This is a genomic window from uncultured Algibacter sp. (assembly GCF_947487605.1).
Classification (GTDB): domain Bacteria; phylum Bacteroidota; class Bacteroidia; order Flavobacteriales; family Flavobacteriaceae; genus Algibacter_D.
The window spans coordinates 357901-382174 of the sequence record NZ_CANKXK010000002.1; the positions used below are offsets into that span (position 1 = coordinate 357901).

General features: G+C 32.6%; 25 protein-coding genes. 23 read left to right on the forward strand and 2 right to left on the reverse strand.

The window, feature by feature from the left end; all coding sequences use genetic code 11:
* Positions 1-35: 35 nt before the first annotated feature.
* Positions 36-677: a 50S ribosomal protein L25/general stress protein Ctc gene (locus Q0739_RS03885; RefSeq protein WP_298237380.1), complete on the forward strand. Its 642-nt coding sequence runs from the start codon at positions 36-38 to the stop codon at positions 675-677.
* 311 nt (positions 678-988) lie between these two features.
* Positions 989-1615, forward strand: coding sequence for an aminoacyl-tRNA hydrolase (pth, locus tag Q0739_RS03890; protein WP_298237381.1), 627 nt, complete (start codon positions 989-991; stop codon positions 1613-1615).
* 26 nt (positions 1616-1641) lie between these two features.
* On the opposite strand, the gene Q0739_RS03895 is transcribed toward pth, so the two are convergent.
* Positions 1642-4419, reverse strand: a complete 2778-nt coding sequence (locus Q0739_RS03895; protein WP_298237382.1) for a reprolysin-like metallopeptidase — start codon at positions 4417-4419, stop codon at positions 1642-1644.
* Between the two features lie 51 nt (positions 4420-4470).
* Between Q0739_RS03895 and Q0739_RS03900 the strand changes: the two genes are divergently transcribed.
* A complete protein-coding gene (locus Q0739_RS03900) occupies positions 4471-5043 on the forward strand; it encodes a hypothetical protein (protein WP_298237383.1) in 573 nt (190 codons plus the stop codon).
* A gap of 14 nt (positions 5044-5057) precedes the next feature.
* On the opposite strand, the gene Q0739_RS03905 is transcribed toward Q0739_RS03900, so the two are convergent.
* A complete protein-coding gene (locus Q0739_RS03905) occupies positions 5058-8504 on the reverse strand; it encodes a reprolysin-like metallopeptidase (protein ID WP_298237384.1) in 3447 nt (1148 codons plus the stop codon).
* 80 nt (positions 8505-8584) lie between these two features.
* On the opposite strand from Q0739_RS03905, the gene Q0739_RS03910 reads away from it, so the two are divergent.
* The 20 genes from Q0739_RS03910 to Q0739_RS04005 all read left to right on the forward strand — a co-directional run bounded on the left by Q0739_RS03910 (position 8585) and on the right by Q0739_RS04005 (position 24223).
* Complete coding sequence (locus Q0739_RS03910; RefSeq protein ID WP_298237385.1) at positions 8585-9523, forward strand: bifunctional riboflavin kinase/FAD synthetase; 939 nt, start codon at positions 8585-8587, stop codon at positions 9521-9523.
* Positions 9513-10829: an HTTM domain-containing protein gene (locus tag Q0739_RS03915; RefSeq protein WP_298237386.1), complete on the forward strand. Its 1317-nt coding sequence runs from the start codon at positions 9513-9515 to the stop codon at positions 10827-10829. The genes Q0739_RS03910 and Q0739_RS03915 overlap by 11 nt, the downstream gene beginning before the upstream one ends.
* Positions 10830-10873: 44 nt before the next feature.
* Entirely contained in the window at positions 10874-12145 is a 1272-nt protein-coding gene (gene serS / locus Q0739_RS03920) for a serine--tRNA ligase (RefSeq protein WP_298237387.1), read from the forward strand.
* Between the two features lie 453 nt (positions 12146-12598).
* On the forward strand, positions 12599-14374 hold the full coding sequence (locus tag Q0739_RS03925; RefSeq protein WP_298237388.1) for a tetratricopeptide repeat protein: 1776 nt from the start codon (positions 12599-12601) through the stop codon (positions 14372-14374).
* A 5-nt stretch (positions 14375-14379) separates the two neighbouring features.
* Complete coding sequence (locus tag Q0739_RS03930; protein WP_298237389.1) at positions 14380-14889, forward strand: GNAT family N-acetyltransferase; 510 nt, start codon at positions 14380-14382, stop codon at positions 14887-14889.
* A 49-nt stretch (positions 14890-14938) separates the two neighbouring features.
* A complete protein-coding gene (locus Q0739_RS03935; protein WP_298237390.1) occupies positions 14939-15262 on the forward strand; it encodes a DUF4286 family protein in 324 nt (107 codons plus the stop codon).
* Between the two features lie 70 nt (positions 15263-15332).
* Positions 15333-16130 carry a 16S rRNA (adenine(1518)-N(6)/adenine(1519)-N(6))-dimethyltransferase RsmA gene (gene rsmA, locus Q0739_RS03940; RefSeq protein ID WP_298237391.1) on the forward strand — a complete coding sequence of 266 codons (798 nt, stop codon included), beginning with the start codon at positions 15333-15335 and terminating at the stop codon, positions 16128-16130.
* Between the two features lie 59 nt (positions 16131-16189).
* Positions 16190-17563, forward strand: a complete 1374-nt coding sequence (gene mgtE, locus Q0739_RS03945) for a magnesium transporter (RefSeq protein WP_298237392.1) — start codon at positions 16190-16192, stop codon at positions 17561-17563.
* Positions 17564-17628: 65 nt separating this feature from the next.
* Positions 17629-17994 carry a cupin domain-containing protein gene (locus Q0739_RS03950; protein WP_298237393.1) on the forward strand — a complete coding sequence of 122 codons (366 nt, stop codon included), beginning with the start codon at positions 17629-17631 and terminating at the stop codon, positions 17992-17994.
* Positions 17995-18939, forward strand: coding sequence for a 2-hydroxyacid dehydrogenase (locus Q0739_RS03955; RefSeq protein ID WP_298237394.1), 945 nt, complete (start codon positions 17995-17997; stop codon positions 18937-18939). It begins immediately after the preceding gene.
* A gap of 71 nt (positions 18940-19010) precedes the next feature.
* Positions 19011-19421 (forward strand): response regulator transcription factor, encoded by a 411-nt coding sequence (locus tag Q0739_RS03960; RefSeq protein WP_298237395.1) that lies wholly within the window; start codon positions 19011-19013, stop codon positions 19419-19421.
* A 111-nt stretch (positions 19422-19532) separates the two neighbouring features.
* Positions 19533-19904, forward strand: a complete 372-nt coding sequence (locus Q0739_RS03965) for a VOC family protein (protein WP_298237396.1) — start codon at positions 19533-19535, stop codon at positions 19902-19904.
* A 96-nt stretch (positions 19905-20000) separates the two neighbouring features.
* Complete coding sequence (locus tag Q0739_RS03970; RefSeq protein WP_298237397.1) at positions 20001-20507, forward strand: DUF4199 domain-containing protein; 507 nt, start codon at positions 20001-20003, stop codon at positions 20505-20507.
* A 5-nt stretch (positions 20508-20512) separates the two neighbouring features.
* On the forward strand, positions 20513-20977 hold the full coding sequence (locus Q0739_RS03975) for a DUF1801 domain-containing protein (RefSeq protein WP_298237398.1): 465 nt from the start codon (positions 20513-20515) through the stop codon (positions 20975-20977).
* The gene (locus tag Q0739_RS03980; RefSeq protein WP_298237399.1) at positions 20974-21360 is read left to right on the forward strand and encodes a VOC family protein; all 387 of its coding nucleotides are present in this window, start codon (positions 20974-20976) and stop codon (positions 21358-21360) included. The genes Q0739_RS03975 and Q0739_RS03980 overlap by 4 nt, the downstream gene beginning before the upstream one ends.
* A 67-nt stretch (positions 21361-21427) precedes the next feature.
* Entirely contained in the window at positions 21428-22159 is a 732-nt protein-coding gene (locus Q0739_RS03985) for a sulfite exporter TauE/SafE family protein (protein ID WP_298237400.1), read from the forward strand.
* Between the two features lie 111 nt (positions 22160-22270).
* On the forward strand, positions 22271-22720 hold the full coding sequence (locus tag Q0739_RS03990; protein WP_298237401.1) for a TM2 domain-containing protein: 450 nt from the start codon (positions 22271-22273) through the stop codon (positions 22718-22720).
* Between the two features lie 100 nt (positions 22721-22820).
* Entirely contained in the window at positions 22821-23144 is a 324-nt protein-coding gene (locus Q0739_RS03995; RefSeq protein ID WP_298237402.1) for a metalloregulator ArsR/SmtB family transcription factor, read from the forward strand.
* Positions 23145-23219: 75 nt separating this feature from the next.
* Complete coding sequence (locus Q0739_RS04000; protein ID WP_298237403.1) at positions 23220-23714, forward strand: DUF6428 family protein; 495 nt, start codon at positions 23220-23222, stop codon at positions 23712-23714.
* 68 nt (positions 23715-23782) lie between these two features.
* Positions 23783-24223, forward strand: a complete 441-nt coding sequence (locus Q0739_RS04005; RefSeq protein ID WP_298237404.1) for an arsenate reductase ArsC — start codon at positions 23783-23785, stop codon at positions 24221-24223.
* Positions 24224-24274: the final 51 nt, after the last annotated feature.

Below are 24274 nucleotides of genomic sequence, written 5' to 3' on the forward strand. Positions count from 1 at the left end.
AAGAAGAATATTAATTTTAATTTATATATAAACAAATGAAATCAATTACAATCAACGGATCTCAAAGAGAAAGCGTGGGCAAAAAAGCAACAAAAGCCTTACGTAATGCTGGTCAGGTTCCTTGCGTATTATACGGAGGAGACAAGCCAGTGCATTTCTCAGCACCAGAATTAGCTTTCTCAAAACTAGTATACACGCCAAATGCGCATACAGTTGTGATTGAGTTAGACAACGGCGAAACTTTAAATGCCGTATTACAAGACATTCAATTTCACCCAGTAACAGACAGAATTTTACACGTAGATTTCTATCAATTATTCGAGGATAAAGAAATTGCATTAAACATTCCAGTACAATTAGTAGGTAATTCTAGAGGTGTTAAAAACGGTGGTGTTTTAAAAAGAAACAACAGAAAACTTCGTATCAAAGCATTACCAGCAAACTTACCAGATTTTATAGAGATAGATATTACACCTCTTAAAATTGGCGATAAAGTAGCTGTAGGCGATTTACCAAGCGGAGATTATACATTTTTACACAACGATAATACTGTAGTTTGTAGAGTAAGTACATCTAGAGTAGCCATTGTAGATGAAGATGATGATGAATTAGAAGAAGGAGCAGAAGGAGCAGAAGCACCAGCCGCAGAAACAGCAGAAGCAGCAGCTCAAGAATAGAACATATTCTCGATTAAATAACACAAAGCATCTTGATTTTTTCAGGATGCTTTTTTTATAATAAAAATTTGGGGGTGGGCAGGCTTGCAATTTATTCTGAATACAGTCGAAGGGCTACGTCATTTTAAAGTGTCATTGTGAGCGAGGAACGAGTGTAACAATCTGTTTGTTTCAAGTTCATCAACAAATTTATAGTACTTCTCTTTAAAAAAGATGCCGCTACAATCACTAATGGTCAAAGTAGTCAGAAATAAAGTAAGCACTAATTTTTTGGCATGTTTAATGTATTTTAGCAAAAAAATAAAAATAACATGTGGCAGTTTTTGTCAAACTTATTTAAAAAGAAAAACAAGATAGAAGAACAAGTCCCTATGAAAAAATTTTTAATAGTAGGTTTAGGAAATATAGGCGAAAAATATGCGAATACCCGCCATAATATAGGCTTTAAAGTATTAGACTATTTTGCAACGCAAGAAGATTTAAGCTTTGAAACTCAAAAACTAGGAGACATTACCACCTACAAATTAAAAGGACGCACCTTTATATTATTAAAACCAAACACTTATATGAATCTTAGCGGAAAAGCAGTGCAGTATTGGTTAACAAAAGAAAAAATTCCATTAGAAAACATACTCGTTATTACCGATGATTTAAACTTGCCCTTTGGGAGTATTCGCGTAAAAACTAAAGGAAGCGATGGTGGACATAACGGATTAAAAGATATTCAAGACAAACTAAATACCACAAAGTACAACCGATTTAGATTTGGTATTAGTGATGCTTTTAGTAAAGGCAGGCAGGTAGATTACGTTTTAGGGGAATGGACAACCGAAGAAAATGCTAAACTAAAAGAACGCCTAGAAAAATCAACCGAACTCATAAAATATTTTGTATTAGCAGGGATAAACAACACCATGAATGTATTTAATGGGAAGTAAAAAAAAGAAGGTTTTATACTCACTTTTTATTCGATGATTATTTTTCGAGTAGCTTTTCGAATACCATCATCTAAATGTAATATATACATGCCAGATTGCAGATGAGACAAATAAATATTTTTATTCAATTCACTAGTATTATCGTAGGATTCATTAAACAGACTTCTTCCTCTTATATCAAAAATCCCGAGATATAATTTTTCCGATTGTATATTTTGAAGTTTAATGGTGAATTCTCCTTTGTTAGGATTGGGGATTATTTTTAGATTTTCGAAACTTAGGTCTTTTGGATTGTTTAGAGTAATGGTAGTAATACATGCATCCAAATACCAACTATTCAAAGTACCATTAGGTCCAGCACTGGGTTCAAAATCTGCCATTGATAATCTCCAGTTACCAGAACTTGATAGGTTATTATGAACATTTAGTGAAGATGAAGGGTTATAGGTTCCAGAAATGTTAGGTAAATTACAATTGACTGTAGGAGCACCATCTTCAAAAAGAACGTTCATACTCTGGCTATTCCCAGAGCAGTTACCAGACCACAAAGTGTTAAATGTAGAATTGTCAGGATTACTTAATTGAATAACTAAATCGCTCACAGATTTATGAGAAAGATTTACATTAACTTTAAGTGAAGTTATTGTCCCATTATCAGGAATAGTTATGGTGTCATCTACCGAAGTACCTTGCATGCCTGATCCAGGAGAATCGTTGGGGATACTTAGATTAGGAGAGGAGCTGTATTGATTACAGTTTTCTGTTATAGTATAACCAATGGCAAAATTAACCTGATTGATGGCAAAAAATATATTTTCAGAAGGATTAGCTTCAACCATTATTCTACAAAATGGAGCTGCTATTCCTGCCGGTAGTGTAACACTCTCTATACCATCATTAGCTGTGCTTAACAATAGAGTTGGATAGGTTAGACCACCATCTATAGATAGTCGAATATTAACAAGTGATGTATTTATAGCACCACTATTAGTCCCAGCTACATCCCAAGTAATTGTTTGAGTACTCCCTACGGGGTAACTTATTCCTGTTGTGTTTTGCGATGTTACTTTAAATGGACCATCAGTATCTACTACAGTAATTAACATTCCGTCACTGTTTGTTTGTCCATAAGAACCACCAGACCCATTATCGCGAACGGTTAATTGAAAATTAAGGTTTCTAGGTACCGACGCTAATTTTTCCCAAGAAGTTGAGCCATTGAATATCCTTAAATCTTCAAGTGTTGGAATATATCTTACCAGATTTGTTGATGGCGCATAAGATCTTACTAAAGGCCCAGTAGTATTATTTTCAGAGATACTTCCTTGAGAAATTGCCAAGTCATATTGTTCCCAAGTATAAGTGTGAGTTGTTGTGCCTGTGGGGTCGGGATCACTTGAATTGCCTGTAAGTTTATATGGCGTTGAAATAGGAATAGTATAATCGTTACCTGCGATTGCTGTAGGCGCAGAGTTTCCTGCTGATGATTCATCATCACAATTATCTGAAGAAATATTTGCCCAAATCTCTTGTATACTTCCCCGATGAAAATAATCGTCACCGTTAGATTGAACATTATCTGGAGCACAGATACCTGCGTAAGCCATTATAGTAGAACCACTTCCTGGTTCATAAGAGCTAGTGGGAGACCATTGTTGATTTGGTGGGCTTGCAACAATGCAGGAACCATTATTACTACTCCATGTATGTTTGGCTCCAAATTGATGTCCCATTTCGTGAGCTACATATTCCACATCAAAAATATCGCCTACTGGACCAGCAAGTCCAGTTACGCCTTGAGCCTTAATGCTATTGTCACAGGGAGAGTTTAATGATGCAATACCACCACCTCCTGTACTAAAGACATGACCAATATCATAATTATTTGTGCCTATATTAGAATCAATAGTACTTTGATTTTCACTCAACATTGTAAGTCCATCATTATTAGTGTAAGGATCTGTTGTTCCATCCAAAAATATGATATTTGTATTGTCAATCATAGTCATAGTTAGAGATAGATCGCGTTCAAATATGCCATTTACACGATTCATAGTAACCACCATTGCTGCTTTTACAGCATTTTTTTTTTCAGTATCTGTACCACTACTTTGTCCTGCTGCATCAAAGTGATATTTAGAATATTCACCTGTAGAAGCCAATGCCAATTGGTAGGTACGTAATACACCATCGTTAGCATTAACAGAAGCATTCAATTTTGCGTTAGAATTTGATTTAGCCTTGGTTAAGTTATCAATGTATTTACATTCAAAAGCTTTTCGCATTTCAGACAAGTCACTTTTCGTATAAATCATGTAGTTTTTACTTCCATAAGTAACAGGGTCTATAAATTGAGCGCTTTTATTAGACGATAATGTCATTCCATGAAACCCTTGGGGCGTGATACTAAATCGAATAGATTCTCCAGAGTTATTAACACTTTTGCCAATATAGCAACGCATATCTGGGTGCTTCTCTTGAAAACTACTCTCAAATAGAGGAGCTTCTTTAATATGATAAGCCTGTAGTTTTCCTTCCTTGTTAGGAAAACGTACTATGATGCCAGAAACTTTACTATTTTTTTTATTAGGAGCATTTTGTAATTGAGCTTTAAGTTGCTTAATATCCAACTGATAATAGTTGGCCTTTTTTACCTCGTGTTTTCGAAGAGTTATTGCTTCTTTTAATGCGTGGTCTCGACTTGTTTTTACCCAAATTGATGAATTGTTTTGAGCATAAAAATTTAAAGAAAATAGAAACAGCAGTATGTGTAAAATAATATATTTAAAGTAAGTTTGTTTCATTTCCTTTGGTTTAAAACAATTTAAGGGAGTTTAAAAATAGCCTCAAAAATCATGAATAACAAGAAAAAGCATTCTAATTTCAGGAATAATAATCGTTTAAAAATGAAATGCTTAGCTGTATTTCTAGTTTTGTGTTGCTTGTTAGGGTGTAAGGCGAAAAATAATTTGGCTGAGAAAACACTTAACTCAGTAGATAAGTATTGGTGTCCCGAAGATGGAGTTTGCTCGTTTGAAGTTCTAAAAGAGAGGCGCTTAGAATTGAAATATGACGAGTTTGGCATGCCTTACTTAAATATAAATAACGGAAATAGGACTATTCTTAAATTTGAATATAAAAAAACTACATCGCCTAATCTTGCAGACAGTAATTACCGTGAAGAAGTATTTATAGTTCTTAACACCAATAACATTGAAATTGAAACTAGTAATTTAAAGAGTGAACAAATTATTTTCGGACGTTGGTGTTTTTGCAAAGGGCAGGCAGGGAATTTTAAAGTTAGTCAAGGAAATCTTTCTATAAAGAAATTAAATGATACTGATTATCTGCTAAATTTGAGTTTTAAAGTTGATGAGGTTCCGCAGATAATAACCGAAATCAATCATATCTTTAAATGGTCATCTTAAAATACAAAGAAGTTTTATTTAACAACTATCTTTTTAAGTGCTTTTTTAATACCATCATTAATCTCTAAAAAATATACGCCAGATTTAACGAAGTTCAGCTTTATTTCTTCATTAAAATCTCCCGTTGCTTGATATGTTTGATTGAAAATAAATCGGCCTCTAGCATCATAAATCTCTACTCCAATATTTCGGTTTAAAGAACCATTAAATTTCAACCAAAATATCCCGAAAGATGGATTGGGATAAACAACTATGTTTTCGAAGCCAAATTGCTCAATATTTTCAGTTGGCAAAATATTTAAGGTGTAATCTTCAACCTCACCATCTCCTCCATTAGTAATTGGAGCTAATGGTGCACCATCATAACCAGTAACCACCCTCATTGTAGTATTTCCTAAGGCGGCATTAATTGGAATCGATATTGATAAGGGTGAAAGACTGGTAGTACTGTTAGAAACGTTAGTAGCAATTCCTAAATCATATTCTTCATTAATATCGGTAAAAACACCATTTTGATTCCAATCTATCCAAACTTTAGTGGCGGTTGTATAGTTTCCTTGTGTACTTACGTTAATTGTTAAGTTGTAAGAGCTATCTCTATTTAAATCTGTTGAAATAGCTGTGTAATCTGTATAATTAGAAACTTTAGATGTAACATTATTAATAGTATTTAATTCTACTAAAGTTATAGAAGAATTGAATGATGAGTTTGATATGACATTTATGGTGTAATCTTCTACTTCACCATCAAAACCATTTTCACAAGAAGTGACAAGGCCATCGTCTTTATATTTTGTTGAGACTCTCATTCTTGTATTTCCAGAAAGGGCTGAAGCAGGAACTGTAATTGAAAGTGGTGAATTGGCAGTTGCACCATTAGTAACGTTAGTAACGTCTCCTAAATTATATTCTTCACCAGCATCATCGAAACTACAGTTTTGATTCCAATCTATCCAAACTTTGGTATTGGTTGTAAAATCGCCATCGGTGTTTACATTCACCACTAAATTATAAGATACATTTCTTTCAAGATTAGTTATTGTTGAAGTATAATCACTATAACCTGAAGGTTTTCCAGAAGCTTGATTAATAGTATTAAACTGAACCAATGTAGTACTGGTGTTAAATTCTGTATTAGCAACAGATAAGCAAACACCATTGTAGAATGGCAGTTCAAAAACTTTATTTTTGGTACTAGAATTAGAGGTGCCTGTAACCGTAATGCTATAATCTCCCTGAGGGACGCCGTTTAAATTTGAAACAGTCATAGTAACACTTCCTGAACTGCTTATATTTGATGGAGAAAATGAGACTGTGGAACCAGCAGGATTACCTGTTGCACTAAATGTTACTGAATCATTAAAGCCATTGGCTGGATAGTAATCAAACGAGAAAGCAGCTGTTGTTTGTCCACAACTTATAGGAGCTAAGTTTTCGTTAACTATAAAAAAGTCTGGATTTTGTGAAATAGAGAAGTTGAAATTGGATACATCATAAAAAATGTTATCTGCTGCTTCAATCAATATTCTAGCTTGTTCAGTATTAGACATTGCAGGCACAGTATAGTCAAAAGCCCCATCATTTGGTGTATTTGAAGCAATAATTGTTGGAAATGTGCTACCTCCATCTGTAGATAAAAGGATATTAACGTTTTGGCAATTAATCGTAGCATTAGTAGTTTCTCCTACCACCCACGAAATAGTTTGTGTGCTTCCTTGTGCCCATGACACAGGGTTTTCAACAGTAAAAGGCGTTACATCTTCAACAGTTATTTGCATGGTATCATAACTAGATTGCCCCACAGTTAAGGAGCTAGGAGATCTATCCCTAACAGTTAATGCCCAATTTAAAACTCTAGAAACCGAGGCTACTGTTTCCCAATCGCTCCCTAAAGTTGGGTTGGTTTGTTCAATATTATTATTTAAAACACTACTAAATCTTGGTATGTATCTGTCTGAAGAGCTAGAAGGAGGTAAAGACCTATTAATTGACCCATTTATTAAATTAGGCCCAAAATTTAAATAATTTGTTACACCACTATCTATTTGTTCCCAGCAGTAAGTTAGGTTGTCACTTACATCCGCATCTGTAGCTAATCCTTTTAAAACATAAGGAGTTCCTTTGGGGATATTGTAATCATTACCAGCATTGGCACTAGGAGGGTTATTGGCCAATACTTCGGTTGTTTGACAACTTTTACCAGTCAAATTATTCAAAATTTGTCTTATACTATGATAATGAAAATAATTATCGCTATTTAATTCAACATTATTTAGCCCTTCTAATCCTGCATAAGCCATTATTGTTGTGCCACTACCAGGTTCAGAGTTAACGCCAGTGCCTTCACTTTCGAAAGCCCAAGTGTGATTTGCTCCCATTTGATGACCTATCTCATGAACCACAAAATTAATATCGAAAGAATCGCCTTCGGGTACTCCGTTTGAAGGAGACGTAAATGCGCTTCCTTTAGAATTATTTGTACAAACACAACCAATACAACCCGCATTTCCGCCACCACCAGTAGCACCAAAAAGATGTCCTATATCATAATTACTTTCGCCAATGATACTTGTCAGGGTAGATTGAACTTGAGTACCCCAACCATTTGAAGTGCCAACGTTTTCATTAGCAGCACCTACATTTGCATCAGAATAAGGGTCTGAAGAAGCATCTGTATAAATTATTAGGTTATTATTAGCAATAAGCTCAAAAGTTACAGCCATATCTGTTTCAAAGATTTCATTAACCCTACTTAACGTTGTGTTTATTGCGGCTAAAGCACTAGCTATAGTGCCACCATGATAACTAGTGTACTCGCCAGTTACAGAAATGGCTATTCTAAATTTTTGTAAGGTTTGGTTATTTGCTCCGCCTTCATCTACCTTTGAGGTTAAATGGTTATTTTTTAAAGTTTCGCTTAATGTTTCAGCAGTTTTACAATGTAATTTACTGCTACTATTTTTTGAACTTTTATCATATAAAATGTAAGAATCAGAACCTCTTTCAAGAGGTTGCATAAACACCGTTGGCTTATCTATATAAGTTATCATTGTTTGAACGCCTTGAGGAGACACACTCATTCTTAATCTGGCTCCAGGATTCTCTAAACTAAAACCAACATAAGATTTTATTTCAGGAAATTTGGCCGCTAATTCTGGTGCAAAAACAGGAGCTTCGTAAATTTTGAAGCGTTCTAAACTTCCTTCAGTACTAGGAATGGAAACAATGATAGATTCATTTTTGTTTTTAGAAGCTCTTAAGGTAGCTGTAGAAATGCGTGTTTTAAATAAAAATTTGTTCAATTTGAAGAAGTGAGCATTAGCAGCATCTACTTCAAGCTTAGAAATATTTTTAGAAATTTTAGCTTTTTGTAATTTTTCCCAAGAAGAATTTTGAGCATTACCTGAAAATATTATCAAAAATATTGCTATTGAAAAAACATAATGTAGTTTTGCTTTCATAAAGGTTTAGGGCAATGTCTTTTTATTATGGATATAACAAATCTAACTTTTTTTAATTAATTGAACAATTATGCGCTTTTATGAGTAGTGTAAAAAACATTACAGCATACAAATCGGAAAAAGACGCGGTGGTTACCCTCGGTACCTTTGATGGTGTTCACATAGGGCATCAAAAAATAATTTCAAGGCTAATAAACACAGGAAAGGAGACTAATTTAAAATCGATTATTCTTACGTTTTTCCCACACCCTAGAATGGTACTTCAGAAGGATTCTAATATAAAACTGATAAACACCATTGAAGAGCGTCACGATATTCTTAATGATTTAGGTTTGGACTACCTAGTTATTAAAAAGTTTACTAGAGAATTTTCAAGACTTTCGGCCGAAGATTTTGTAAAGGAAATTTTGGTAGATAAGCTAAATGCTAAAAAAGTTATTATTGGTTACGATCATAGGTTTGGGAGAAATAGAAATGCCGATATAGACGATTTAAAAGATTTTGGAATTAAATATAATTTTGATGTAGAAGAAATTTCTGCACAAGACATTAATGATGTTTCTGTAAGTTCTACCAAAATTAGAAAGGCTTTAAAAGATGGAGATATATCGAAGGCTAATGCTTATTTAGGATATAACTTTATGCTTACAGGTACGGTTGTTAAAGGCAAAGGATTAGGCAAAAATTTAGGATTCGCAACAGCTAATATAAATATTGAAGAAACTTACAAATTAATTCCTAAACAGGGTTCTTATATTGTTAAGTCCTCTATTGATGATGCTGAAGTTTTTGGTATGATGAATATAGGAATGAATCCAACAGTGAATGGTGATAAAGAGTCGATTGAAGTTAATTTTTTCAATTTCGATAAGGATATATATAATAAAAAGATAAAAGTCGAATTATTAAACCGGCTGCGCGACGAGAAAAAGTTTGATTCTATTGAAGAATTAAAAGAGCAACTATTAAGCGATAAAGAAACTGCACTCACTTACATCAATAAACATTATGCTAAATAAATGGGTATTTAAGCATATTGATAATTCTGCTTTAATAGTCTTTCGTATACTTTTTGGGTTACTGTGTTTTTTAGAGTCCTTTGGAGCCATTTTAACAGGCTGGGTTAAGCGCGTTTTAATTGAACCAAAATTCACTTTTTCTTTTATTGGTTTTGAGTGGTTACAACCATTACCCGGAAACGGTATGTATGGTTACTTCGGCATCATGTCTGTATTCGGATTATTAATTATGGTCGGGTATAAATACAGACTAGCAATGATAAGTTTTACTATTATGTGGACAGGAACTTACCTCATGCAAAAAACCTCATATAATAACCACTATTATTTGTTGGTAATCTTAAGTGTTATAATGGTATTTCTTCCTGCTAATAGATATGCCTCAATGGATGTGAAATTGAATCCAGATCTCAAGAGTTATTCCATGCCTCAATGGGTAAAATGGGTTGTTGTACTTCAATTATTTATAGTATATACTTATGCATCGGTAGCTAAATTATACCCCGATTGGTTAAATGCGAATGTATCTGGTCTTTTAATGCGAAGTAAGTCCGATTATTTTTTAATTGGTTCTATACTACAAGAAAAATGGCTGCATTATACGTTAGCTTATGGCGGCATTTTATTTGACGGGTTAATAGTTCCATTATTGCTTTTCAAACCAACTAGAAAGTATGCCTTTTTTGTTTCTATCTTCTTTCATTTGTTCAACTCATTTGTATTTCAAATAGGTATTTTTCCTTATCTAGCGTTAGCATTTTCATTATTCTTTTTTGAGCCAAAAACCATTCAAAGACTATTTTTAAAAAACAAATTGTTTTATAACAAGGAAGAAATTGTAGTTCCTTCTTATCGTAACATTTTAATTGTTGTTGGTACAGGGTATTTTATAATACAATTACTATTACCAGTAAGACATCATTTTATTAAAGATAATGTGTTATGGACAGAAGAGGGCCATAGAATGTCATGGCGTATGATGCTAAGAGCTAAATCAGGCATTACAACATACCGAGTTGTAAATAATGACACAAAAAAAGTATTTGTTGTAAACATGGATCAGTATTTATCTAGAAAGCAAAAACAATCGGCAAGCACGAAACCCGATGTTATTTGGCAATTTGCACAATATTTAAACACGATATTTGAGAACGACGGTCAAGATGTTTCAATATATGTTGATTCTAAAATAAGCGTCAATGGAAAACCCTTTAAAACACTAATTGACCCCAAAGTCGATTTAGCCAATGTTTCATGGAATACGTTTAAACATAACGATTGGATTTTACCTTCAAAAGAAGACTAGTTTTCTGCGTAATTCATTAAATTTGTCGCTTAAATTTTTAACTCATGTTACAAGTTCCTTTTATTAGAGAAAACAAAGATTTGGTAATTACACGATTAGCAAAAAGAAACATTGATGCTACCAATATGATTGACCAAGTAATTGCTTTGGATGAAGATAGAAGACGTATTCAATCAAACCTAGATAATACGTTGGCTGAGTCTAATACCATATCTAAAGAAATTGGCAATTTGTTTAAAGCGGGTAAAGCTCAAGAAGCTAATCTTTTAAAAGAAAAAACAAGCTTGCTTAAAGAAAGTTCTAAACAACTTAGCGAAGATCTTAATCGCAAATCGAATGAGTTAAACGAGTTATTATATAAAATACCGAATGTTCCAAACGAAATTGTACCTGCTGGAAACACAGATGAAGATAACGAGGAGGTGTTTAAAGAAGGAGATATCCCCGTTTTACATGATGAAGCGTTACCACATTGGGAACTTGCAAAAAAATACGACATTATAGATTTTGAATTGGGTAATAAAATCACTGGAGCTGGATTTCCTGTTTACAAAGGAAAAGGTGCTAGATTACAACGTGCTTTAATTGCTTATTTCTTAGACAAAAATACAGAAGCAGGCTACACAGAATACCAATTACCACATTTAGTAAATGAAGCGTCTGGATTTGGTACAGGACAATTGCCCGATAAGGAAGGGCAGATGTATCATGTTACAGAAGATAACCTGTATTTAATACCAACAGCAGAGGTTCCAGGTACAAATATTTTTAGAGATACTTTACTTAATGAAGGCGATTTACCTATTGGAATAACTGGCTATACACCATGTTTTCGTAGAGAGGCTGGAAGTTATGGAGCACATGTAAGGGGCTTAAATAGATTACATCAATTTGATAAAGTTGAAATTTTACGAATTGAACACCCAACACAATCTTATAAAGCTTTAGATGGCATGGTAAATCATGTAAAGTCTATTCTCCAAGAATTAAAATTACCATACCGTATTTTAAGACTTTGCGGAGGTGATTTAGGGTTTACATCGGCTTTAACCTACGATTTTGAGGTGTTTTCAACTGCTCAAGACAGATGGTTAGAAATATCATCTATTTCAAACTTCGAAACTTTTCAAGCGAATAGGCTTAAACTTCGATTTAAAAATGCTGATGGTAAAAATCAATTAGCCCATACATTAAATGGGAGTTCGTTGGCATTACCTCGTGTATTAGCTGGAATTTTAGAAAATTACCAAACAAAAGAAGGTATTGTAATACCAGAAGTTCTTCAATCTTATACAGGATTCAGTATTATTGATTAAAAAACAAAGAAAGAAAAAACTTTCGAAATAGTAAAAATTTTTAAAATAAATCGATAAAATGCAAATTATTGACGCTGTTTAACGATTTTTATTCAATTTTCTTTGGTCTTACATAGATATTCCTGAATTTAGCTAAACCAAATCATTTAACTTAACCTACCATGAAAAATATTAAGCGCATAGTTTTGCTTATTACTTTAATTTTCTTCGTTAGTAAAGTTTTGTTTTCAGATTTCGAAATCGTAAAATCTGAAAATAAAACAACAGCAATTGTAAGTAAATAGGGATTATTTCATTTAAAGTTACTGTCCCCAATCGAGTAATTATATCGTTTTTAACTAGCGGTAGTTAATAGCAAGTTTATTTTTGGTTGGTAAATGCCCGAATTATATTCGGGCATTTTTTATGGAAATATTTGCAATATTGGCGCTTCACATTTGTTATATTTACCATATGAGAATTCTTTTCTTCATTTGTTTTTTATTCGTCGTTAGTGTAAATGCACAAGAGGATATTATTGCTAAAGATTATTTTAAAAAGGGAGATTATGAAAAAGCTCTTTTAGAGTATAAGAAACTTTATGCGCAATCACCTACTAATATTAATTATATAAATCAACTTGTAAATACACACCAGCAACTAGAACAGTATGATGAGGTAGAAACTTTCTTGCTCAAGTTAATGGAACGCATAAAATACCCATCTTTTATAGTGGATTTAGGGTATAATTTTCAGCTTAAAAACGATGATGAAAACGCTAAAGTTTATTACGAAAAGGCTATGTCTAGTATAGATAGTAATCCAAATAATGTTTTTGCTATAGCTAGGAGTTTTCAAGGTCATGCATTATTAAATAGAGCTATTGTAGCTTACGAAAAAGCAATGGTTTTAAAGCCCGACTTTAACTTTAATTTGCAATTAGCACAGCTATATGGCGAACAAGGTAATATAGAGAAAATGTTTAATAGCTATGTTAATTATGCGGAGACTAATCCAGTTTCATTAAGTAATATAAAACGAGCCATAAACGATTTTATTAGTGTAGATGGTACAAATGAGAATAATATGCTTCTCAGAAAGATACTTCTTAAAAAAACACAGCAAGAGCCTAACGTGCTTTGGAATGCAATGTTAAGCTGGTTGTTTGTTCAGCAAAAAGATTTTAAAAAAGCCTTCATTCAAGAAAAGGCAATTTTTAATAGACAACCAGAAAGCCTCGAGAGTATTGAAGAGTTAGCCTCAATTTGTATAATTGATGGTGAGGTTGATGTGGCAAAAGAAATTTACACATTCTTAATTGAAACGGCGCAAGATTTAGAAACACAATTAAGTGCTTACCAAAATTTACTTCAGCTAAAAACAAAAGAAAGTCCTAAAGAAGCATATAACAACATCAATAATGAATATTTAGAACTTTTTAATCACTATGGTAAGTTCTCTCAAACCTTAGATATTCAAATTGCTTATGCTCATTTTTTAGCGTTTTACATGAATAAAACAGAAGAGGCAACTAAATTTCTAGAAAAAACACTTGAGCTTCCTTTAAATCAATTACAAAAGGCAACGGTTAAGTTAGAACTAGGAGATATTTTGCTTCTTCAAGAAAAATTTAATCAGGCTCTAATATATTTTACGCAAATACAACGTAATTTAAAAAATAGTACTATTTCGCAAGAAGCGCGTTTTAAAGTGGCTAAGGCGAGTTATTACAAAGGAGATTTTAAATGGGCAGAATCTCAGCTTAAAATTTTAAAATCTTCAACATCTCAGTTAATTGCGAATGATGCACTTGATCTTAAATTACTTATTTCTGATAATAAGTATGAAGATTCTTTACAAACGGCTTTAAAATTATACTCTAAAGCTGATTTGTTAGCTTTTCAAAATAGAAATGATGAAGCTATTTTAGTCTTAAATAAAATACTAGAAGCACATAAAACAGAACCTATTATTGCCCAAACTTTGTATAAGCAAGGACAGTTGTTTGAAGCTAAATTTCAATTTGAAAAAGCCAAGTTTAATTATCAATCAATTATTGATAATTATCGCGATGGCATTTTAATTGACGATGCACTTTACAGATTAGCTCAAATTTATGTAAAGCATACAAACGAGCCTGAAAAGGCGAAAGCCTTATATGAGCAAATTATTTTTAATCATGCCGATAGCATTTACTTTATTGAAGCTCGAAAAAACTATAGAGCTTTAAGGGGAGATGCTATTAATTAGAAAAAATGGTTGCAGAAACAGAACGCCTTATTATTTCCAAATTTAAAATTGAGGATGCTCCATTCTTTTTAAAGTTGACTAATTCACCAAATTGTTTAAAATATATAGGTGATAAAAATTTAATAAGCATTGAAGATGCCGAAAATTATTTAGCGAGTAAAACAATTAAAAGTTATTTTGATTTTGACTTCGGGTTTTACAAATTGGAGTTAAAAAGTGAAAATAACAAAGCTATTGGTACATGTGGTTTAGCAAAGCGTGAAGAATTAGAGCATGTAGATATAGGTTTTGCTTTTCTTCCAGAATATGAAGGTCAAGGTTTTGGTTATGAAGCTTCAATTGCAGTATTAAAATTAGCGAAAGAAATTTACAAGCTTAATAGAATAACAGCAATTACAGTTCCTTATAACAAGAGTTCAATTAATTTATTAGAAAAGTTAGGGTTGGCATTTGAAAAAAAGATAAAACCCTTTGAAGATGATGAAGAACTGCTGTTATTTGCAAAAAAATTATAAACTTTTGTTATTTCCAGCATAGCGAGAAATCTCATAATATTTTCAATATATGATTATATATAACGTAACCATAAATATAGATGAAAGCATCCATGACGAATGGTTGTTGTGGATTAAAGAACATATTCCAAAAGTACTACGAACAGGTAAATTTGATAAAGCAACGCTTACAAGAGTTTTAGTCGAAGAGGATATGGGTGGTGTAACATACTCTGTTCAATATCGTTCATACTCACGTGAAGCTTTAGACGCTTATTATAAAGAAGACGCAGATAGATTAAGGCAAGATGGACTAAAAAAGTTTGCAGATAAAATGCTAGCGTTTAGAACAGAGCTTCAAATTGTTGATGAGTATACCGTGAATTTTAAATAGCTTAGTTTTGTTACCCTAAGCATAGTCTAAGGGTCTTATCGTTCTTACATAACTTAATACACATAAATTCGTGGCATACAAACCAAATCAGCACCAAGTAAAAGCAAAAAAATATTTAGGACAGCATTTTTTAATAGATGAAACTGTTGCCCAACGAATAGCTGATACTTTAAGTTTGAAAGGCTATAAAAACGTACTTGAAATAGGTCCTGGAATGGGTGTTCTTACAAAGTATTTATTAAAAAAAGAGGTTACCACACATGTTATAGAAATAGACACAGAGTCTGTAGAATATTTACAAGCTAATTATCTAAGTCTAGCACCAAGAATAATAGAAAAAGATTTTTTAAAGTATAATTTAAAAGATGTTTTTAAAGAAGAACCATTTGCCATTATTGGTAATTTCCCGTACAATATTTCTACACAAATTGTATTCAAAACATTAGAAATGCGCGATCAAATTCCAGAGTTTTCAGGAATGTTTCAAAAAGAAGTTGCACAACGTATATGCTCAAAAGAAGGCAGTAAGGTTTATGGTATACTCTCGGTTTTAACACAAGCATTTTATAACGCAGAGTATTTGTTTACAGTTCCACCTTCAGTTTTTAATCCCCCTCCAAAAGTTGATTCAGGCGTGTTAAGATTAATTAGAAAGGAAAATTATTCGTTACCATGCGACGAAAAAATATTCTTTAAAATCGTGAAGACAGCGTTTCAGCAACGACGAAAAACGCTTCGTAACAGTTTAAAAACATTCAATTTATCAGATAATTTAAAAGCAAATGTTATATTTGGCAAACGGCCAGAACAGTTAGCTGTTTTCGAGTTTATTGAACTCGCACGATTAATTGAAAACGATAAAAATTAAGTGGCATTTCGAGTGATTTCAAATGGAATTTTGAAATAATATCGAGAAGTTTTAATCTCATGTCTGAAGAGAAAGAAAACATACAATTCGAGTTAACAGATGAACTTGTTGATCAAGTAGCGCAACTCATTGAAGTTAACGACGATAAGGAACTCAACAAACTACTTAATGAGTTTCACTACGCAGATATAGCCGAAATTTTAGATGAATTAAATCTGGAAGAAGCTGTGTATGTAATAAAGCTTTTAGACTCTGATACGACTTCAGATATTTTAACAGAACTCGATGAAGACAATAGAGAAAAGGTTTTAAAAAATCTTTCAGCAAAAGAAATAGCAGAAGAAGTTGAAGAGTTAGATACCGATGACGCTGCAGATATTATAGCCGAACTTTCAGAAGAACGACAAGAAGCAGTTATTTCTCAAATTGAAGATGAAGAACATAAATCTGAGATTCAAGAACTTTTAGCTTATGATGAAGATACCGCTGGTGGACTTATGGCAAAAGAACTGGTTAAGGTATATGAAACCTGGACTGTAGCAGGTTGCATGCGTAGAATTCGCGGTCAAGCCAAAGAGGTAACAAGAGTCCATTCTATTTATGTGGTAAATAAGGAAGAAAAACTTATTGGTCGCCTGTCTTTAAAAGATTTAATTGTTGCTAAAAGCGAGCAAAAAATTGCAGACTTAGTTAAAGTGAATGTAGATTATGTTAATGTTCATGACGATGTAGAAGATGTAGCTAAAGTTATGGCAAAATACGATTTGGAAGCTATTCCTGTTGTTGATGATTCGCAAACATTATTAGGTAGAATTACTATTGACGATATAGTTGATGTTTTAAAGGAAGAAGCAGAGAAAGATTACCAATTAGCTGCGGGTATTACAGGCGATGTAGATTCTGATGATAGTATTCTAGAGCTTACAAGAGCACGATTACCTTGGCTTTTTTTAGGGTTAGTAGGAGGTATTGGTGCTTTTTTAATCATGGAAGGTTTCGAAAGCCTTTTTACTGGTAAAGCAGTTATTTTGTTTTTTTTCACACCGCTTATTGCTGCCATGGCAGGAAACGTTGGAGTGCAATCAAGTGCCATTATAGTGCAAGGTTTAGCCAACGATGAAGTACGTGGTAGCGTAAACAGTCGTTTAATAAAAGAAATGTTGCTTGCAGCACTTAATGGTATAATTCTAGCATTATTTTTATTCTTGTTTGTTTGGGCAATAAAAGGAGAGCTAAACACCGCTTTCGCCATTTCGGTATCACTTGTAGCTGTAATTATTGTTGCGGGACTTATAGGTACTTTTGTGCCATTATTTTTAAACAAACGTGGCATTGATCCAGCAATTGCCACAGGCCCATTTATAACAACAAGCAACGATATTTTAGGTATTCTACTGTATTTTTGGATAGCAAGAATGATTTTAGGTATATAGAATTAATTCATAATACGGCATTTATACTTTAAAATTGCTAGTACAAAACTTCATAATTTTACACAATGAAAGCATTAAATATAAAAGACAAATTTTCAAGATTTGATAAAAACTGGCATCCACATCAAATTGCAATAGTTGATGATATGCAAGTTATATTAGCAAAGCTTAAAGGAGAATTCGTATGGCATAGCCATGAAAATGAAGACGAACTTTTTCAAGTAGTAAAAGGAACTTTGCACATGCAATTTCGCGATAGAACCGAAGTAGTCAAGGAAGGAGAAATTATAGTGGTTCCAAAAGGGGTTGAGCACAATCCTTTCACAAAAAACAATGAAGAAGTACATGTATTACTTTTTGAAAAAAAATCGACAGCACATACAGGAAAAGTGCAACATGAAAAGACCCAAACACGTTATCCAAAAATTTAAATGAAAGTTCTTCATCTAGACGCAAATCACGAATTATTATTAAATCAATTAGATGCTTTAGGCTTCGTTAATAGCGAAGATTATGCATCTTCAAAACAAGTTATTGAATCTAAAATTCATGAATATGATGGCGTCATCATAAGAAGTCGATTTACAATAGATAAACCATTTTTAGATGCCGCAAAGAACTTAAAATTTATAGGACGAGTTGGTGCAGGTTTAGAAAATATTGATTGCGATTATGCTAAAGATAAAGGTGTATATTTAATCTCAGCCCCCGAGGGGAATAGAAATGCCGTTGGCGAGCATACGCTTGGGATGCTTTTGTCGCTGTTTAATAAACTCAATAAAGCAGACGCCGAAGTTAGAAAAGGACAATGGTTACGTGAAGATAATAGAGGTATTGAATTGGATGGGAAAACTGTTGGAATAATTGGCTATGGTAATATGGGAAAAGCCTTTGCTAAAAAACTACGCGGATTTGATGTTAAAATTTTATGTTACGATATTAAGGATAATGTAGGAGATAATAATGCGAAGCAGGTGTCGCTTTCAGAATTTCAAAAAAGGGTTGATATTGTAAGTCTACATACCCCACAAACGGCTCTAACTTTAAACATGGTTAATTCGGAATTTATTAATGCTTTTAGTAAACCATTTTGGTTTTTAAATACAGCTCGAGGTAAAAGTGTTGTAACTAAAGATTTGGTAACCGCTTTAGCATCTGCTAAAATACTTGGTGCAGGATTGGATGTTTTAGAATATGAGAAAGCTTCTTTTGAAAACTTGTTTACTAACGAAATGCCAAAAGCACTTCAATATTTAATAAAAGCCGAAAATGTTTTATTATCACCTCATGTAGCTGGTTGGACTCTTGAAAGTAAAGAAAAATTAGCACAAACTATTGTTGATAAAATTAAAGCATTTGTCATTGCGAGGAGTTAAACGACGAGGCAATCTTTTTTGTATTTTTAACAGGTCTTAATTACTAGTAAAATTCATTTTCATTATAAAATATGAAGAAAACCATTCTTGTTTTTTCTTTACTTATAGTAGCTTTGTTATTATTATTTCAGTTTGGTAAATACACTTTTATAACAGGTGAAACACAGATTGAATATATCATGGCAGTTATTGCCATCGTTTTTTTAGTTATTGGATTATTCATTAATAAAAAAACTCAAAAGCAACAATCTGTAGCTAAGCGTGAAATAGATTTAGAAAAAGTAAAAGAATTAGAAATCACAAATCGAGAATACGAAGTTCTAAAGCACATATCTTCAGGGTTATCTAATAAAGAAATTGCCGAAAAACTATTTCTTTCAGAAAGCACAATTAAGACACACGTTTCTAATTTGCTTGTTAAACTTAATGCAAAGCGCAGAACACAAGCAATACAGGTAGCACAAGACCATCAAATTATTTAAACTTTTTTTATATTTTTAGACAAACGCAATCGTTTGGTACTTTAGTATGAAGCCTATTTTTACTAGATAAGTAGCTTTGTATTGAAGTTTAATAATCTAAAAATATTATCTATGAAACTAGGAGCATTTTCAGTTAGTTTAAGCGTGAAGGATATTCGCAAATCAAAAACATTTTACGAAACCTTGGGGTTTAGTGTTTTTGCAGGTGAAATAGAAAGGAATTATCTTATCATGAAAAACGGTAACGCATTGGTGGGGCTTTTTCAAGGTATGTTTGAAAATAATATTTTAACTTTTAATCCAGGATGGGATGAAAGTGCTAATAAATTGAATGAGTTTACAGATGTTCGCGATATTCAAAAAAACCTTCAAAAGAATCATATTAAACTTGAAAGGAAAGCAGATGAAAACACTTCTGGCCCTGCAAGTGTTGTTTTGTTAGATCCAGATGGAAATACCATTCTTATAGATCAACACGTGTAAATTTGTACTAAAGTATTATCAATTTAGTACTTTAGTACGAGTTCTCGATCCTATCATCTTACTACTTTTGGAGAACTAATCAATACATATATAAAAATGAAAAACACAATATTTAAGTACGGACTTTATAGTTTAATATGTGGGTTTTTATTCTTCGGATTACCTTTTTTGTTGGGAATGGGAGTAAATTTTGACTACGGAGAACTTATTGGGTATGCTTCTATGATACTCTCTTTATTATTTGTTTACTTCGGAATCAAACACTATCGAGATAAAGTAAATAACGGAAAAGTATCTTTAGGGAAAGCGATTGCAATCGGCATGCTTATATCGTTATTTTCGGCAGTTGGAGTTGCTTTGTTCGATTACATTTATACAACTCAGATAAACCCAGACTTTGCAACTGAATATATGGACTATTCAATAAAAAAGATGGAAGCAACCTTATCGCCAGAAGAATTAATAATTAAAAAAGCAGAACTTACACAACAAATGGAAGAATATGGAGGTTCAGGTTTTATGGCGTTTCTAATGTTTATTACTGTAATTCTTATAGGGTTTGTAATATCATTAATTTCAGGACTTATACTTCAACGTAAATAAATATTATGCAATCTAAAGCAACATCACCACAACAATATCTGGACGAACTACCAGAAGATAGAAAAGAACCTATTGAAAAATTGAGACAACAAATTTTAAATAATCTACCCAAAGGGATGGAAGAAACCATGAATTATGGCATGTTAGGTTATGTGATACCACATTCTGTATATCCAGACGGATACCATTGCGACCCAAAATTACCATTGCCATTTATGAATTTGGCGTCTCAGAAAAACTTTGTTGCAGTGTATAGTATGGTTTTATATGCAAAAAAAGAACTTATGGATTGGTTTATATCTGAATATGCTAAACGTTGTAAGTATAAGTTAGATATGGGGAAAAGCTGTATCAGGTTTAAAAAAATGAATGATATTCCTTTTAATCTCATTGGAGAGCTTACAGGCAAAATAAGCGCTGAAGAGTGGATAGATATTTACGAATCGGCCGTTAAAAACAGAAAAAAATGAAAAATCGTGTAACAGGAATTGGTGGTTTGTTTTTTAAAACTAAAAACCCAAAAGAAACAAAAGACTGGTATAATAAACACCTAGGGTTTAATACTGATGATTACGGATGTACCTTTTGGTGGAAGGATAAAGAAGGGAATAAGTGTTCAACACAATGGAGCCCATTTGCTCAGGACACTAAATATTACGAGCCCTCCAAAAAAGATTTTATGTTTAACTATCGGGTAGAAAACCTGCATGAATTACTTGAAACACTAAATGAAGAAGGCGTTACCATTGTTGGCGAAATAGAAGAATATGAATATGGAAAATTTGGATGGATTCTGGATAACGATGGAAACAAAATAGAATTATGGGAACCTATTGATAGTGCGTTTTTGTAAATTCGTTTTTTAATTAAGTAGAACTAGTTTTTTTTTGAATTATTTAGAAATTCTCCAATCCTATAATTTGTCAACTATCCAATGGGCTGCAATTTGTATCGCAGTTTTTTTATTGGGTTTATCTAAGGCAGGTATAAAAGGAATTGGCATTATTATAGTTGTTATTCTAGCTTTTGTTTTTGGCGAAAAGGCTTCAACAGGAATTTTGCTTCCTATGCTTATAATAGCCGATATTTTTGCTGTTATTTATTACAATAGACACGCACGGTGGGATTATATAAAAAAACTTATCCCATGGATGATTATTGGGGTTTTAGTTGGTGTTTGGATAGGTAACGATATATCCGAAGTTATTTTTAAACGTATGATGGCAATTATAATTATTGCGTCAGTTTTAATCATGTTTTATACCGAAAACAGAAAGTCTAATAGTATTCCAACAAATAAATTATTCTCTAGTGGCACAGGATTCTTAGCTGGTTTTACAACTATGATAGGTAATTTGGCAGGCCCTATTTCAAATATTTATTTTCTAGCTATGCGTTTTCCAAAAAACGAATTTATTGGTACGGCTGCATGGTTATTCTTCATTATCAATGTATTTAAATTACCATTTCATTTTTTTGTTTGGAAAACCGTTACGTTGCAAACCTTGGTGTTAAATTCTATAATGGTTCCTGTTGTTATTCTTGGATTTTTTATTGGTGTTGCGCTTGTTAGACTTATATCTAATGTTAATTATAGACGGTTTATATTGATTGTGACTGCCATTGGAGGTGTTATTTTATTATTTAGATAAAAGAATCCATTGCTATTATTGTAACATTATTATAATTAGAAGCACATATATGTAGTAGCGAATTTAAATTTTCACTATTTTTATTTTCTAATTAAAACAACATTATAGATCATGTCTGATGAAAAAAATTTAAGCGACGACCTTAACGATATGTTAGGAGATGCTAAAGAAGGCGCAAAAAAAGCGGCCGATAAAGCTGAAGAATTTGCAGAAGAAGCAAAAGAGAAGGCCAAAGAATTTGCTAGTGAAGCTAAGGAATCTGCTTCTGAGTTTGCAGAAGAGGCTAAAGAAGCATTTGATAAAGCAACAGGTGATAATAAAAAAGTACTTGCAGGTGTTTTAGGTATTCTTTTAGGCTGGATTGGAATTCACAAGTTTATTTTAGGCTACCAAAAAGAAGGTATTATTTTACTCGTTTTAGGTCTTTTAGGGTTTGTAACATGTGGAATTACATCTGCAATCTCTGGGGTAATAGGATTGATAGAAGGAATCATATATCTTACAAAGTCTGATGAAGAGTTTTACAATACCTATCAAGCTGGCAAAAAATCTTGGTTTTAAGTAAATAAAACTTTATAAACTCATAAAAAGCCAAAAAAATGTGTTTTGGCTTTTTTTAATTAATTTTATTATCGTAATATTGCAATATTAAAATAATATAATGGGAATTACCAAAACTCAAATATTTACCGATAAGCAAAATGATTTAGCACAAGTTTTTAAAGTTTTGGGTCATCCAGCTCGTGTGTCTATATTGCAGTATATAAGTAACCAGAATGCCTGTATTTGTAACGATTTAGTCGCCGAAATTGGTTTAGCGCAAGCAACTATTTCACAACATTTAAAAGAATTAAAGAGTATTGGTTTACTTAACGGTGAAGTAGAAGGTAAAAGTATGTGTTATTGTATTAATGTAAAAAGATGGACTGAAATTCAAAGTCAATTAAACTCATTTTTTAATACTACAAAATCAAATTGCTGTTAAACATTAATATGCTATGCTTAGCTGTCTCACTGGGCACAGTCAAAGTGAAAACTTAAAATAAAAATTTATAAAAACATGAAAACACAAGAATTATTTCAAGTACTTGAAGAGAATAAAGATAAATCTTTATTATTTGAATATGCTCCTAATTTATTGGTTGGCGCTAATTATCATATAACAGAAGTAAAACACCTTACAGTTGATTCTGTTGATTGTGGTTCGCAAACCGATGCTTGGAAAGAAACAATTATTCAACTATGGGAAAGCCCAAGCGAATTGGGTAAAACTGAATATATGTCGATTTATAAAGCATTAGCAATTCTTAAAAAAGTAGGTAAAATGAAGCCTTATAAATTTGATGCGGAAGTAAAGTTTGAATACAGCAACGCAACTTTTCACACAGCACAGCTATTTGTTAACGATTTCGAAATACGTGGTAACAACTTGATAGTTAAATTAGCGGTCGAAAAAACAGATTGTAAGGCCAAGGAGATATGTGGTGTTTCTGAAGTTTTAGAAACAGTTTCTAGCGAAGAACCATGTTGTACGCCAGACGGAAATTGTTGCTAACAAGTTTCGTTATTCTGTATTTATTAATGAGTTTTCCGCCTTTGCGGAAATGAAAGAACACCTTTAAAATGAAAAACATATTAGTATTATGCACAGGAAATTCCTGTAGAAGCCAAATGGCACATGGATATTTAAACCATTTTTTAGATAATAGAAAAGTAAACGTTTACAGTGCAGGCATTGAAACACATGGAATTAATCCAGGTGCTGCCGCTATTATGAAAGAAGATGGGATTGATATTTCAAATCACACATCAAATCATGTAGATGAATATGCAGATGTGGATTTTAACTATATTATAACTGTTTGCGACCATGCAAATGAGAACTGTCCCTATATTCCCAGTAAGAATGCAAAACGATTACATCATAATTTTTACGACCCTTCAAAATTGGTTGGAACGGATGATGAAAAACATGAAGCATTTTTAAAGGCTAGAGAAGAAATAAAGGAGTATTTTAAAGAGTTTGTTGTAGATTACAAACCTGAGTTCGACGTAAGGATTTAGAAAAACAGAGCTAATTGATTTGTATTTTCTGTTTCAAATTTAATACTTGGT